Consider the following 13,338-nt stretch of genomic DNA (forward strand, 5'->3'; position numbering starts at 1 on the left):
TATCGTGATATCTGGGTTGAATAGACTCAATATACAGGAGCGTTTTTTGTCTTTTAATTGTACCCTTTCCATATAGAGGTTGTGCAAAAGCTTGCTTTTTAATGATGAAAACAAGTCTGGTTGGGTGATCCACATCGAAATGGAACTTACAGAAGAAAATGTAGTCTGCGTAGAGCGGTTTCCTTATAGAGGTTGTTCAAAAAGTCCGCTTTTGATTACGAAGGATGCCTGAAGGCATCTTAGCTTCGAATATGGGCTTCAGCCGAAATGTCCGTTGCTCACGTAGCTTAATCTACGCTCCGCTACTCCATTTCTATCTTCATCCCATCTTCTCGGTACTGAAAACCGACCTTTTTGAACACGCACTTACACGAAATAGACAGACCCGTTCCTCCGAGGGGTTCAAAATTGTGCTATGATAAAAGATAGCTCCAAAAAGATGAAGTCGGAGTATGATGTAAATAAAAATTTTTAGGTTAATAAAAGGAATAAGGTGAAAAACAATGACCATGCTAAATTCAGGATCGGTTCAACCGATGCCTTTATCGCCGACGAATGATCCATGGGATCCAATCGGTTCTTTGCGTACATATGGACGCCATGTACTGACCAGTGTAGAAATGACCGTGACTCATCTATGCAATATGCGCTGTGAGCATTGTGCGGTGGGTGACATGCTCACGATGCGTGAGGCTCCGGCACTTCCATTGCCTTTGATGTTGAAACGTTTAGATGAGGTCGAACATCTGCAAACGATTAGTTTGACAGGTGGGGAACCAAGTTTCAGTCAGAAAACGGTGGATGAGATGATTATTCCACTGCTCAAATATGCGAAGGAGCGTGGCATAAGATCGCAGATCAATTCCAATCTTACGCTAGATCTGAATCGATATGAGAAGCTGCTTCCTTATTTGGATGTCATGCACATTTCCTTCAATTATCTGAATGCAGATGATTTCCATCAGGTTGGATTTGCGAACAGTGGCAGACCGGTTAAACGTGAAGTAGCGGTGAAGATGTACGAGAAAATGATTGAAAACTCACGTGAATTGAGTGAAGCGGGCATGTTTATCTCGGCCGAGTCCATGATTAATTATCGTACGCATGACAAGCTAGAGGGTATCCACCAGTTGATTCGTGAGATGGGCTGTGTACGACATGAAGTGCATCCGATGTACAATTCGAACTTTGCCTCCAGCCTGCCTGTCCTGTCTCTTGATCATATGCGTGCGGCGATTCATCGACTGTTGGACGTGCGTGATAAGGAGATGTGGATGCTGTTCGGTACACTTCCATTCTTCGCATGTAGTGCTGCAGAACAGGATCGTGAGTTGATTAATCGTCTGCACAGTGAACCTAACGTAACAGTGCGTAATGACCCGGATGGTCGTAACCGTGTTAACGTAAATATGTTTACAGGTAATGTGTATGTGACTGACTTCGCGGACATCCCTGCCTTTGGCAACATTCGAGATCGTAAGCTGGATGATGTCTTCCATGAATGGTCTGCAGAGCATCCGCTGAACCAGACAGTGAATTGTCACTGTGATATCGCATCCTGTTGCGGTCCTAATCTGCTGGTGGCAGATATGTATTATAAGGGTGTAGATTTCAAATCAAGAAAGGCAATTACACGCTGATCTTCCAGGTGCATTCCTGAATAGATAGAAAAGGGGAGTTTCGACTTGGATATTCATACCGAATTTCATCTTGGGCAGTTACTGTTTAACTTGGTGTGTGTGTTTCTGCTCGTCTTCTTGAATGGTGTATTTGTCGCAGCGGAATTTTCTCTCGTTAAAGTGAGACAGACCCGGCTGACACAATTACAGAGTGAGGGTAATCGTCTGGCGGGTTATGCGTTAAAAGTGAACGGCAAACTGGATGCCTATCTATCGGCAACCCAGTTCGGTATCACATTGACGTCCCTTGGACTTGGATGGCTCGGTGAACCAGCAATATCTGAATTGCTTGTTCAGCCCCTGATGACCAAGCTTGGTGTGGCGGATACAGCGCTGATATCGACGGTTTCGGTTATCGTAGGTTTTAGTATTATTACGTTCCTGCATATCGTGCTTGGTGAGCTTGCACCTAAATCACTGGCAATTCAAAAGACGGACGGTGTTGCTCTTCTGTTGTCAGCACCGTTGCTCCTTTTCTATAAAATCTTCTTCCCATTCATCTGGGTGTTGAATGCGTCAGCGAATGCGTTGCTCCGTCTTGCTGGAATTGAACCTGCAAGCGAAGGAGAAGCACATTCGGAGGACGAGCTACGCATATTGATGAAGCAAAGTGCGAAGAGTGGTGTTATTGATAAAGATGAGATCAAGCTGATGGATAACATCTTTGACTTCTCTGATATGCTCGCCCGTGAGATCATGTTACCGCGAACAGATATGGATTGTCTTTACACGAATCTGCCTTTGGAAGAGAATCTGAAGATCATCAATGCGACGAAGCACTCTCGTTATCCGGTAGCGGTGGAGGACAAGGATGAGATCATTGGATTTATCCACATTACGGACTTGTTATTGGCTGAACCAGAACAACAGCGTGATCTGGCTGCGCTCGTTCGTCCGATTCTCAACGTTCCGGAATCCATGGAAATAAGTCATGTGTTACGGTTGATGCAGAAGAAACATTCCCAGATGACGTTGGTGGTTGACGAATATGGCGGTACAGCCGGCTTGTTAACAGCCGAAGAGATTCTGGAAGAGATTGTCGGAGATCTATATGATGAATTTGAGGACGAGCGTCCACATATGGAGCGTAACGGTGATTCTTTTTCAATCGATGGTCGATCTCTTATTGAAGAGGTTCATGAATGGACTGGAGCCGTTATCGAGGATGATGAAGTAGATACCATTGGTGGTTGGCTGTTCAAGGAGCTTGAAGGTAGTCCTGTTAAAGGCAAAACACGCGAACGAAACGGATACGTATTCGAAGTGGAGGAAGCCAGTCGATTGCGAATTACCCGGGTGAAGGTATACAAGCGTGCAATAACGCAGGACGAAGACAAACCAGACAATCAAGATAAATAATTAAAGTGAATCCGTGAGATGATTAATCATCAATAATGTTGACCTTTGTGAAGCTGCCCTGTTGGGGGAGTGGAGCGAAGGTCTTTTTTTAGCTTTTACGGAAAAATACGGATTAACCCACATGATTGAGACATATGGTTATAGAGACGGGAAGCGTAGGGATATGAAGAAATGTTGAAAGGAGGTTTATGGTATGAAAGATCCGCAGATTCGTGCTTACAGGCCATTTATTGGGCCATTTGATCCATGCGAGCCTAAGGAGATTCGGACGTATCTGGTTCCTCCCCAATTGTTTATTCCTTTTCAGCCCATGGGTTGGCCTCAGTACAGTCCGGCAGAAGCGCTGAGAGTAGGAACGTTATGGCCTGCATTGTACAGTCCATACACATCGGCGAGAGCTAAGGAAAAGGGGGTGTAATTGATGGAATCTGAAGAGGTAGCGAAGGTTTGTGATGCTAAATATTATGAGTTGCTTGAAGAATTACAAGCGTTAGATTTTGTATTGGTGGAGCTTAATCTATATTTGGATACACATCCTGGAGATTATCAGAGTATTGAGCAATACAATAAGTTTTCTCAAGAGCGAATGCGAGTGGCACAGGAATTTCAGCAATTATACGGTCCATTAATGAACTTTGGCCATGCCTTTTCCAAATATCCGTGGGAATGGTCTCAGACGCCTTGGCCTTGGCAAGTGTAGAAGTAGTGGGCAGAAATTAGATCATGTGCATAATGAGCAATTGAAATTTTTGTTTTGATTGATTTTGGGGATACGAAGATCGAGGCGTTTTGGGAGCCTATGAGCTGGAATGAGAGTTAGATTTGAAACTGAACCAAATGGATGATAAAGGGGGAGCCCTGTGTGTGGGTGTATGAGAAAAAATTGCAGTATCCCGTTCGGGTAAGTAAATGTGACCCTCATATGGCTAAACTACTTATGGAGCAGTACGGCGGTGCCGATGGAGAATTGGCTGCGGCTCTACGATATCTGAACCAACGTTATACGATTCCTGATAAGATCATTGGTTTGTTGAATGACATCGCTACGGAAGAGTTTGCTCACCTGGAAATGATCGCAACCATGATCTACAAGCTAACCAAAGACGCCACCATTGAACAGTTGGATCAGGCGGGGTTAGATGCTCATTACGTAAGCCATGATCGAGCGTTGTTTTATAATAATGCTGCAGGCGTGCCTTTCACAGCCACATACATTCAAGCTAAAGGCGATCCGATTGCCGATCTCTATGAGGATATTGCAGCCGAGGAGAAGGCACGGGCTACTTATCAATGGTTAATTGATATGACCGATGATGTCGACCTGCAAGATAGTCTGAAGTTTCTACGTGAACGGGAGATTGTGCATTCTCTGCGATTCCGCGAAGCCGTGGAGATTCTGAAGGATGATCGGGAGACGAAGAAGATATTTTAGGGGTTAGGTACCGGTTATCAGTAGATTTGAATAAAGAGCCACTCCTTTATTTTGAGGAGTGGCTCTTGGGGTAGAAATAGTTTTTAAGTACATAGATAATTTCTAAATCGATGATGATGTTTTTTTGTCATTCCATTTATAAATAAATATGTTTATATATTCAATTAAGTGTTAGATTTTATAAATAAAATTTATCTATGAAAAATTGAAATTAAATCGTCTTGCTTTTGGAATCACAAGGATATCGTATTTTTATTTGAATTGAAAAAGAGCAATAGGGATACCTCTCTCTTCATTCCTGATTAACTAACCTCTTTGATTAATCCCTCGTTATTATTCCGCACATTCCCTACTGCAGAATCCACCTTATAGGCACTCATTTCAGCAGCGTCATATGGTCTGAGTAGTCCCAGAATGCTATCCTTATTCGAATCCTTATTTAACCATTCCGCTTCATCCTGTGACCGAAGAATGACTGGCATCCGATCGTGAATGTCTGCCATAAGGTTATTAGGTTCTGTAGTGATAATTGTGCAAGTTGACAGCTTATTTCCGTCCTGATCGATCCATGTATCATATAGGCCGGCAAGAGAGAATATTGAATTGTCCTTCATCAGAATCCGCATTGGCTGCTTACTCGAGCCTTCTTTCTTCCACTCGTAGAATCCATTACAAGGCACAATACATCTCTTAGAACTAATCAGTCGCTTATAAGCTGGTTTTTCTGCTAGTGTATCAGCTCGAGCGTTGATCATCTTACTCCCGATTTTGTCATCCTTTGCCCAAGAAGGTACAAGACCCCAACGTAGTGAGCCCAATCGATTCCCTTTACTACTCCCAATGATTGTCGGAATATACTGCATTGGTGCAGCGTTATAGTTTGGCTTATATTCAAATCCTTCTGCAATTGATGCCATATAACGTTCCATGATGTCCTCTAGGGGATCTATTATAGTAAATCTTCCGCACATACTTACTGCCTCCTTTGAGACGATATACTATGTAATTTTACTCAAAATATTGAGATTAGAAACGGGTAATATGTGGAGTTGAATATCCAATATAAAATAAAAATTCAAGAAATTAGATGATTTTTATAGATCAGCAATTTTATGTTTAGACAGCGAAAATAATTAACTTTATGATATGTGGATTAAAACTTTAATGAAAGGAATTATTTTATGAGCAGAAAAATATTGCAAACATGTTTGTTGGGATTTATTTTGTTTTTATTGAGCTTAAATGTAGCATTCGCAGATGAAGGAGAATACTTAACTGTAGAGGGAATGCAGGGAGTATCCCCGCACAAGGATACAGTGATAACTGTAAGTGGTACATATAGTTCGAACTATGGAAAGAATTCTATTGATGGTAAATTAAATACTCTCTGGAATGCAGGGGCTTATAAGGGGAATATTCAATATGTTTTTCCTGAGCCAATTAATTTAAGCTTTATTCAGATAGCCGCATATTCTAATCCTAAATCAAATAATTATTACACGATTTATGGTCTGAAAGATGGAAAATGGACAGCGGTTAGTTCTAAGGTAAGTAGGTATGTAAATGCATCAGTTACAGTAACAGACCCGATTGAAATTAAACCAGGTGAATATGATGGTATTAAAGTAGAAGTAGATGGTGCAGCTTCATGGGCTCATGTTAACGAACTTACCTTAGGCATAATTGAATCTACCAATCCTATTCAGTTTAATCTTCAAGCTACTGGAGGCAATACTCAGGTAGGTTTGAAGTGGGACGAATTTGCTTCTGCTGAAAGTTATACAATAAGATACGGCACTGAGTCAGGGAAGTATACAGAAACAGTAACAGCAACAAAAGATGAATATGGAAATTTCGTTATTCCCGGACTGACGAATGGGACTACGTACTACTTTGTTGTGAGTGCCGTTATTGATGGTGTTGAATCAGAACACTCCAATGAGGCATCTGCAGCTCCTCAAGGGCCGGTCGTTGAACCAGAAGAGCCATCAGGTAACCGAGCGATTCTTGTCGTGACTATGACTACCGGTCTTGAGAAGGAATTCGATTTGAGCATGCAAGAAGTTAACAGCTTTATCGACTGGTATGAAGCGAAACAAGCGGGAAGTGGAAGGGCGTCATATGCAATTGACAAGCATGACAATAACAAAGGTCCGTTCAAGAGCCGGAAGGATTATATCCTGTTTGACCGGGTACTGACATTTGAGGTAAGTGAATACTAAAAGTGATAAGGCTTCATCAGTTATATACTGATGGGGCTTTTTAATTTGAGAACATTCAAGCTAAAGGAGATCCAATTGCAGACGTTAACTCAAGACAAATACATATATAGAACTTACGACTAAACATCTATACATCTATACATCTATACATCTATACATCTATACATCTATACATCACATCGTTTGATCTAACCAAGCAGAATCACTTTATAGAATCTTGACACGAAATTTATATAATGATAGTTAAATAGAAACATCAACAAATGAGCAGAGGAGAGAGCCGATCAATGAGCTATGAGAATGCACTTCAACGTTATATTCATGCGACCAACACACATCAGTTTGAGAATGTTAAACAGTTACTACACCCGAATGCGGTTTATTGGTTTTCAGATCGAACGTGCAAGACGATGAATGAAATTCAAAGTTATTTTGAGAACTCGTGGGAAATGATTAAGGATGAAGTTTACTCCATTTCGGATGTACATTGGCTAGTTACTGAAGAGAATACGGCAACAAGCATTTATACATATCATTATGAGGGATTGCTTAACGGAAAGTTTGTAGCTGGCAGTGGTAGAGCGACAAATGTTTTTGTCAAAATAAATGAGGAAGAGTGGAAAATCATCCACGAACACCTCAGTGGTCTTTAGTGTATATTCCTAACACATAGTCGTAGCAATATCCAACTATAAAAAAATGGATTAATTTATCTAGATGACCACTTAGATCAGAAATATGAAGCAACTTATGACAAACAGAAAGGAAGCTATTTACGAGAACAGAGAACATGATCAAATAGAAACGAACTGGCTACCTTTAAACAGGGTGGATACCATGTGATTCTGTCTTACATTTTATACATATAATTGCTATAATAATACTTATTGTGTTAAATCAAGAATTTCCCTCAAACTTCACAGGATACTTGTATCGCTAACGCTAGACACAATGCATACTTTAGGAGTGAGCGGATGACAAGAAGCATATTTAAGAGCATGCCGATGTGGTTTATACTCGTAGCAATTGCAGTGTTTGTTCTCCTTTCAGTCAATTTCTTTTACTTGAATACTGCGGTTAACATGATTGCATTAACAATCTTGAATGTTGCCAACGCCATTCGATTGTGGAAAGCTGAACGGAGTATGGCCATCGTATTGTTAATAGTGGGTATTGCTTGTGGGCTGTATCTCATCAAGTACTTATTGAATTGAACTCTCAATGAGCACTACAAAAAAATTGGTCGTCCACTTTGGACGGTCTTTTTTTACGCATAATAAAAAAACAACCGCCATTGTAGTTAACCAATGAACGGTTGCCTTCATTTTATTTAATAGTCAACTATTTAATATTCAACGACCATGGCAACATTTTGCCACCCAGCACCGACAGTCCAGAATAACACTTTGTCACCACGCTCAATCTGTCCTGAGGCAATGGCTCGGTGTAATGCAATGAATGGACTGCTCGTGGATGTATAACCGAACTCATCTCCGATGTATACCGCAATGTCATCTGTTATGCCAATGTTCTCCGATACAGCACGGATATTGGCGATGGACAGTTGAGAGAAGCAAGCGGCTTTGATCTCACTCGGTGCAATTTCATTACGCGCGAGCAACGTTCGAATGGATTCGGAAGCGGCATCTACACAGATGGAATCATCGAAGGGGGTGAATTTTACGTGAAAAGCACCCGCATCTACTCCGGTTTTACCCAGTTTCGCTAAGCCTTCAGCAGGAAAGAGAGAGTTACCATACACACAAGTATCTGTCTGATAGATGGAGTCAATGAAACCGACACTTTGTTCTTCGCGCTCCACGATTACGGCTGCCGCAGCATCCCCGAAGTTAGCGAAGTATACCGGATCATCTGGGTTTGCATGAGGAGCTACATAATCCGAACCGATAATGAGCGCGCGACGAATTCGTGGATTGCCTAACATCTGGCGGCTAACCTGTTCGAAGGCAGCGGTCATTCCAGCACAGTTCGCATTGCTATCGATACAGATGGTATGAGAAGCTCCGTTAATCAGACGATGAATCATTAAGGAATTCGTAGGGAAGATATACTCTGGTGTCTGGCTTGCATAAGCAATGAGGTCAATATCTGCACCCGTGAGTCCAGTCTTCTCTAGAACATTGCTAGCAGCTTCGAACGCCATACTGAGTGAGTTTTCATCTTCATTGTCAATCTTATAACGCTGATCGCGCCCAAGTGCTTTTAACAACCCGCGAATATCTACACCTCTCGCATCAAAATGTTCAATATAGAAGTCATTGCCCACCTTGGTTGATGGATGATAGATATCGATGTCTACAATACGAATTCCTGCCATCTTCGTTCTCCTCCTGTGCGGGACGGTGTATCCAGAGCTTGTCCGCCTGGTATTTTAAGTAGTTGTTCAAAAAGTCCGCTTTTGATTACGAAGGATGCCTGACTGCATCTCAGCGTCGAATATGGGATTCAGCCCAAATAAGTGGAGGCTTACGAAGCTTGTTTCCTTCGGAAACAATGTAGTTGCTCACGTAGTTTTGCCTACGCTCCGCTACTCCATTTCTATCTTCACCCCATCTTCTCGGTACTGAAAACCGTCCTTTTTGAACTTGCATTTTAAGTTGTCACAGTAGATATGATTTCGAGGTTGTCCAGACCAACCGAGCGGCCGAGTCGGGATAACTGCATTTTAAGAATAGAATTATTCTCAAGGGTCAGAACGATTTTTTTGTATCCGTCTTTTTTGAACATCGCGAGGCAGCCTTCGAGCAATGGCACAATTTCTGGAGCAGTAACGTTCAGTTTTTTGCAATCAATATTCAAGTTGTACTCTTGGGTGTTAATCTTAGCAATGGTATCTTGATACGCAGAGATTGAACGCAATCCGTCTTCCTGTGAAAATGAACCTTCTAGCTCAATGTTTAATACCTTGTTTGCTGCATCCGTTTTAAGAATAAAACTTCCCATGATTGTTCTCTCCCTTTAAATGAGTTAAGGCTATCCCGATAGCAAATTCACAGACTTTCAGTTCTTGTAGACGACATATGACCTGTGGGCTATAACGAAGGATAATTTAACCATATTATAAAGGGATTGATGTAAGAAGATCAATAAAAAAAGTCGAATCATGTATAAAAATGTAGAAAAGTGAATTACTGGATTTCTTCGAGTGTTGCGAGCAATATATTAAACGCGCTAATGATGCGCGGAGCACCGACACATGGGGCTAAATGTAGCAAAGTTCCTTTGAGTTGATCCACGGTTATTCCAACACTTAGAGCCATTGCATAATGCACACCTAACTGCTCGTATTGTCCCTGTGTAATTAATGAAGAGATGATGGCGACTTCTTTCCACTGATCTGTTATCGTTGTTCGTTGAAAAATATCCCCGTAGGCTGTCCCCATAATGAACTCAGCCAATTCAGGAAACTGTTCCTTGATCGGATTCAGCGCACGCGCACCATATTCTCCGGATAACTTGGTAAAACGTTCTAGACCCTGAGTTACTTGTTCACTCATCGCTGTTCCTCCTAGTTCAAATTAAGTGTACGATGCGCTGTTGGTGGAATCTCATCACGATCTGTAAGCAGTTCAATGACCGTAACTTGATTTAGTTGTTGGGCTTCCTTAAGCGCGACGGTGAATTCGGCCTGTGTCTCTGCTCGGAAGGCCACAGCGCCAAGAGATTCTGCAAACTTCGATGCGTCCATTGGAACCTCGAATAACGTGCCATCAATCCGTCCGGTTGTTTTTTGCATACCTTTGAGTGCCATATCCAATTGCTTGTTGTTCACCACGATGAAAATCACCGGAAGCTGGTTGCAGACGGCGGTATTAATTTCAGTGCCTAACATCATGAAGCAGCCATCACCTGTAATACATACGATCGTTTCTTCAGGTGAAGCGGCTTTGGCTCCGATCGCCATACCGATGGCATTACCCATGCAAGCGAAGTAGGCATCGAATACGAAACTTCCAGGTTTCTTGACTTTGTACCGCTGAACTGCATGGAATCCGTGGCTGCCATCATCCACGAACAAGGTGTGGTCATATGGAAGGATATCGCTCATGTCCTCTAGCACAGATGCCAACGATAACTGAGATAATTCAGGGAGCGGAAGGGAATACTCCGCAGGTGGTGTCTCCCTGTTCAGTGCTTGAAGTTGTTCTGTATGTTCTGTGAGGTGCCCAAGAAGGTAGTTCATATTATCTTTAAGATCGCCGGTGATATGTAAGGTTTTTGAGTTTAGAATTTTACCAACGAAGGTAGGATCACTATCAAACTGAATGAGGTGTGCCGGGTGATTCTCAGGCTTAAGATTACATATCGTCATATCACTTAAACGTGAGCCAAGTACAATAAATAGATCACTCTGATTCATTAGATCATCTGCATGGGGGAAACCTCCGACTCCGCAAGGGCCGTGATATAACGGATGATTCCAGGCAATGGCGCCTTTGCCACCAGGTGAAGTGATGACGGGAATATGAAGTAGTTCTGCCAGATGTAATAGTTCATCATGAGCATGTGCGCGGCTAACGCCTTTACCAGCAATAATTAATGGGTGTGTAGATTGTTGAATTAAGGGGAGGACTCGGTTTAGATTGGTGATGCTAATCATAGGTTCAGGTTCGGGAAGAATGATTCGGCATTGCTCCAAAAGCTCAGTCTGTACATCAAACGGAAGACAGAGATGAACGGGTCCTTTGTTCGGACCCAGCGCAATGGAGATTGCGTGATTGAAAAGTGTGGCGAAATGGTCTCCACGCTCGACTAACTTACTAAACAATGTGGCAGGTCTGAACATCTCAGCTAGATCAGCTAAATAAGAGGAGGAATCCTGGCACTGAGGAAGCCCTAATTCCTGTATGGACTGATGTCCGGTAATGAATAATACAGGCAGGTTGTTCGCCTTCGCATGGGCAGCAGCGGTTAGTAGATTGGTTCCGCCTGGACCTGAGGTTGCAAATGCTACACCCAACTTCCCAGTCTGAAGTGCATAACCTGATGCGGCAAATCCAGAACTGGATTCATGGCGTCCGGGGATGAATTCCAAACCATAATCGACCATCTTCAACGCAGCAGGGCAAATGGATTTTCCGATAATGCCAAAGACATGGGTGACGCCTAGATTACGCAAAGCTTCCGCTAAATAATCTGCAACGGTTCTCATTTCGGCACCTCGCTTCATGAAATAGGTTTGTAGACCTAAAGGCCTGATTCCTTTTATTGAGGGGAAATCACGGTATTGGGTTGTAATAGGAAATAAATGCTTGATACTAGGAAGAGTATCTTTTTTTGTGGTTTTTTGTCAATAGATTTTTAAGATTATTAATTTTTGATTCTTAGGATGGTTGCGCTTAAAGTCTTATCAGATATGAGAAAAAAATATAGTAAAAAAAATCTGGAACAAAATACCTATTATTTTATAATTACATTTAATGTAAAATAATGACTGAAAATGATGGTTTTTAACTGAATTAAACATAAAAACAAGAGCAAGGTATCGCTTTTCGTATCTATGCAAAAAGGAGTGGCGCTTTATCACTTTCTGGTATACTAGAATTCGATTGGAGTGATATCAATGAAAACGATAAAAATGGCTGTAATTGGACTAGGTAAAATGGGCTTACATATAATTCATCAAGCCAAGAACGAGCACGTAGACATCGTTGCCGTGTGTGATAGCAATGAGCAGGCTCTTGCTGATTATGCAGCCTCAAACCCTGAGACAAGTACATATACGGATTATCGCCGTTTGTTAGATGAACACGAGATTGATCTGGTGTACGTTGCGGTGCCACCCAAGTATCATTATGCAGTCGTGATGGAGGTGCTTCAGCGTAAAATCCATATCTTCTGTGAGAAACCTCTGGCTAACAGTGTGGAGGAAGCCGAGGCTATGCTTGCTGCAGCGGAGCAGTCAGGTGTGGTTCATGTCATCCATTTCTCCATGCCTCATGAACCTGCGGTTCTTCATTTGCAGAAGCTAGTACAGGAAGGCACGACGCTTGGTAACATTCGTAAAATCGAACTGATTCTCCAGTTCCCGCAATGGCCGCGAGCTTGGCAACAGAATCCATGGATTACGACCCGAGATCAGGGTGGATTTATTTTAGAAGTGGGTATTCACTGGATTCATGTAATCCAGACGGTGTTCGGAGGACTGAATGTGGTTAGCAGTCAGGTACAATATCCCGATGATTCGAACGGTTGCGAGACAGAGATACATGCTGAAATGCAGCTTGGAGACGGTACTCGGGTAGAGATGAACGGAATCTCACACTTTGCGGGTGAGGAACGCGTATCTATGGTGGTGTATGGAACGGAAGGTACAATCGCACTCGAAAACTGGGATCAACTGATGAGTGGACGAATTGGAGCGTCACTAACACCTGTTACTGTCGACGAATCGTTAAGTGAATTACCTGTGCTGAAACATGTAATTGCACGCATTCAAGACAGACCAGGCAGAATATATGATTTCAGAGCTGGACTTGAAGCACAACGAATTTTGGAGGCACTTCGAAGTAAGTAACTTGAGCGATATGAAGAAATAATTGAAGGGATACCTTCTGGATCTGCTTGATCATAAAATGAACGATACAGAAGGTTTTTCCTCTCTACACAGGGTTTCAATGTGCTC

The 13,338-nt window shown here is 42.3% G+C and carries 14 protein-coding genes; 9 read left to right on the top strand and 5 right to left on the bottom strand.

Features of this window, described 5'->3' with window-relative positions; all coding sequences use genetic code 11:
- The first annotated feature begins 503 nt into the window (after window positions 1–503).
- The 5 genes from yfkAB to M3636_RS13695 all read left to right on the top strand — a co-directional run bounded on the left by yfkAB (window position 504) and on the right by M3636_RS13695 (window position 4,470).
- Window positions 504–1,640 (top strand): radical SAM/CxCxxxxC motif protein YfkAB, encoded by a 1,137-nt coding sequence (yfkAB, locus tag M3636_RS13675; RefSeq protein ID WP_251382889.1) that lies wholly within the window; start codon window positions 504–506, stop codon window positions 1,638–1,640.
- 45 nt (window positions 1,641–1,685) lie between these two features.
- Window positions 1,686–3,038: a hemolysin family protein gene (locus M3636_RS13680; protein ID WP_128101150.1), complete on the top strand. Its 1,353-nt coding sequence runs from the start codon at window positions 1,686–1,688 to the stop codon at window positions 3,036–3,038.
- A 193-nt stretch (window positions 3,039–3,231) separates the two neighbouring features.
- A complete protein-coding gene (locus M3636_RS13685) occupies window positions 3,232–3,456 on the top strand; it encodes a spore coat associated protein CotJA (protein ID WP_128101151.1) in 225 nt (74 codons plus the stop codon).
- A gap of 3 nt (window positions 3,457–3,459) precedes the next feature.
- Window positions 3,460–3,738, top strand: coding sequence for a spore coat protein CotJB (locus M3636_RS13690; RefSeq protein WP_128101152.1), 279 nt, complete (start codon window positions 3,460–3,462; stop codon window positions 3,736–3,738).
- 162 nt (window positions 3,739–3,900) lie between these two features.
- Window positions 3,901–4,470: a manganese catalase family protein gene (locus tag M3636_RS13695; RefSeq protein ID WP_128101153.1), complete on the top strand. Its 570-nt coding sequence runs from the start codon at window positions 3,901–3,903 to the stop codon at window positions 4,468–4,470.
- A 302-nt stretch (window positions 4,471–4,772) separates the two neighbouring features.
- On the opposite strand, the gene M3636_RS13700 is transcribed toward M3636_RS13695, so the two are convergent.
- Complete coding sequence (locus tag M3636_RS13700) at window positions 4,773–5,441, bottom strand: SOS response-associated peptidase (RefSeq protein WP_251382890.1); 669 nt, start codon at window positions 5,439–5,441, stop codon at window positions 4,773–4,775.
- 210 nt (window positions 5,442–5,651) lie between these two features.
- Here M3636_RS13700 and M3636_RS13705 point away from each other — a divergent pair, with 210 nt between their 5' ends.
- The 3 genes from M3636_RS13705 (at window position 5,652) to M3636_RS13715 (ending at window position 7,906) form a co-directional block, all read left to right on the top strand.
- Window positions 5,652–6,692, top strand: coding sequence for a fibronectin type III domain-containing protein (locus tag M3636_RS13705; RefSeq protein WP_251382891.1), 1,041 nt, complete (start codon window positions 5,652–5,654; stop codon window positions 6,690–6,692).
- A gap of 287 nt (window positions 6,693–6,979) precedes the next feature.
- On the top strand, window positions 6,980–7,345 hold the full coding sequence (locus tag M3636_RS13710; protein WP_251382892.1) for a YybH family protein: 366 nt from the start codon (window positions 6,980–6,982) through the stop codon (window positions 7,343–7,345).
- A 321-nt stretch (window positions 7,346–7,666) separates the two neighbouring features.
- The gene (locus M3636_RS13715; RefSeq protein WP_186323539.1) at window positions 7,667–7,906 is read left to right on the top strand and encodes a hypothetical protein; all 240 of its coding nucleotides are present in this window, start codon (window positions 7,667–7,669) and stop codon (window positions 7,904–7,906) included.
- A 131-nt stretch (window positions 7,907–8,037) separates the two neighbouring features.
- Here the strand turns inward: M3636_RS13715 and M3636_RS13720 are convergent, their stop codons facing one another.
- The 4 genes from M3636_RS13720 to M3636_RS13735 form a co-directional block, all read right to left on the bottom strand.
- Complete coding sequence (locus M3636_RS13720) at window positions 8,038–9,030, bottom strand: 3-oxoacyl-[acyl-carrier-protein] synthase III C-terminal domain-containing protein (protein WP_251382893.1); 993 nt, start codon at window positions 9,028–9,030, stop codon at window positions 8,038–8,040.
- Window positions 9,031–9,305: 275 nt separating this feature from the next.
- Window positions 9,306–9,656 carry a hypothetical protein gene (locus M3636_RS13725; RefSeq protein ID WP_251382894.1) on the bottom strand — a complete coding sequence of 117 codons (351 nt, stop codon included), beginning with the start codon at window positions 9,654–9,656 and terminating at the stop codon, window positions 9,306–9,308.
- Window positions 9,657–9,841: 185 nt separating this feature from the next.
- A complete protein-coding gene (locus M3636_RS13730; RefSeq protein WP_251382895.1) occupies window positions 9,842–10,210 on the bottom strand; it encodes a carboxymuconolactone decarboxylase family protein in 369 nt (122 codons plus the stop codon).
- Window positions 10,211–10,221: 11 nt separating this feature from the next.
- On the bottom strand, window positions 10,222–11,865 hold the full coding sequence (locus M3636_RS13735) for a thiamine pyrophosphate-binding protein (protein WP_251382896.1): 1,644 nt from the start codon (window positions 11,863–11,865) through the stop codon (window positions 10,222–10,224).
- Window positions 11,866–12,276: 411 nt separating this feature from the next.
- On the opposite strand from M3636_RS13735, the gene M3636_RS13740 reads away from it, so the two are divergent.
- The gene (locus M3636_RS13740; protein WP_251382897.1) at window positions 12,277–13,230 is read left to right on the top strand and encodes a Gfo/Idh/MocA family protein; all 954 of its coding nucleotides are present in this window, start codon (window positions 12,277–12,279) and stop codon (window positions 13,228–13,230) included.
- Window positions 13,231–13,338: the final 108 nt, after the last annotated feature.

This window comes from Paenibacillus sp. MER 99-2 (assembly GCF_023714095.1).
In the GTDB taxonomy this organism is placed as follows: Bacteria; Bacillota; Bacilli; order Paenibacillales; family Paenibacillaceae; genus Paenibacillus.

Bases quoted from the DNA above. Each gene is read 5' to 3' on its own strand.
- yfkAB (WP_251382889.1), top strand. From the start codon at position 504: ATGACCATGCTAAATTCAGGATCGGTTCAACCGATGCCTTTATCGCCG.
- M3636_RS13685 (WP_128101151.1), top strand. From the start codon at position 3,232: ATGAAAGATCCGCAGATTCGTGCTTACAGGCCATTTATTGGGCCATTT.
- M3636_RS13690 (WP_128101152.1), top strand. From the start codon at position 3,460: ATGGAATCTGAAGAGGTAGCGAAGGTTTGTGATGCTAAATATTATGAG.
- M3636_RS13700 (WP_251382890.1), bottom strand. From the start codon at position 5,441: ATGTGCGGAAGATTTACTATAATAGATCCCCTAGAGGACATCATGGAA.
- M3636_RS13705 (WP_251382891.1), top strand. From the start codon at position 5,652: ATGAGCAGAAAAATATTGCAAACATGTTTGTTGGGATTTATTTTGTTT.
- M3636_RS13710 (WP_251382892.1), top strand. From the start codon at position 6,980: ATGAGCTATGAGAATGCACTTCAACGTTATATTCATGCGACCAACACA.
- M3636_RS13715 (WP_186323539.1), top strand. From the start codon at position 7,667: ATGACAAGAAGCATATTTAAGAGCATGCCGATGTGGTTTATACTCGTA.
- M3636_RS13720 (WP_251382893.1), bottom strand. From the start codon at position 9,030: ATGGCAGGAATTCGTATTGTAGACATCGATATCTATCATCCATCAACC.
- M3636_RS13725 (WP_251382894.1), bottom strand. From the start codon at position 9,656: ATGGGAAGTTTTATTCTTAAAACGGATGCAGCAAACAAGGTATTAAAC.
- M3636_RS13730 (WP_251382895.1), bottom strand. From the start codon at position 10,210: ATGAGTGAACAAGTAACTCAGGGTCTAGAACGTTTTACCAAGTTATCC.
- M3636_RS13735 (WP_251382896.1), bottom strand. From the start codon at position 11,865: ATGAGAACCGTTGCAGATTATTTAGCGGAAGCTTTGCGTAATCTAGGC.
- M3636_RS13740 (WP_251382897.1), top strand. From the start codon at position 12,277: ATGAAAACGATAAAAATGGCTGTAATTGGACTAGGTAAAATGGGCTTA.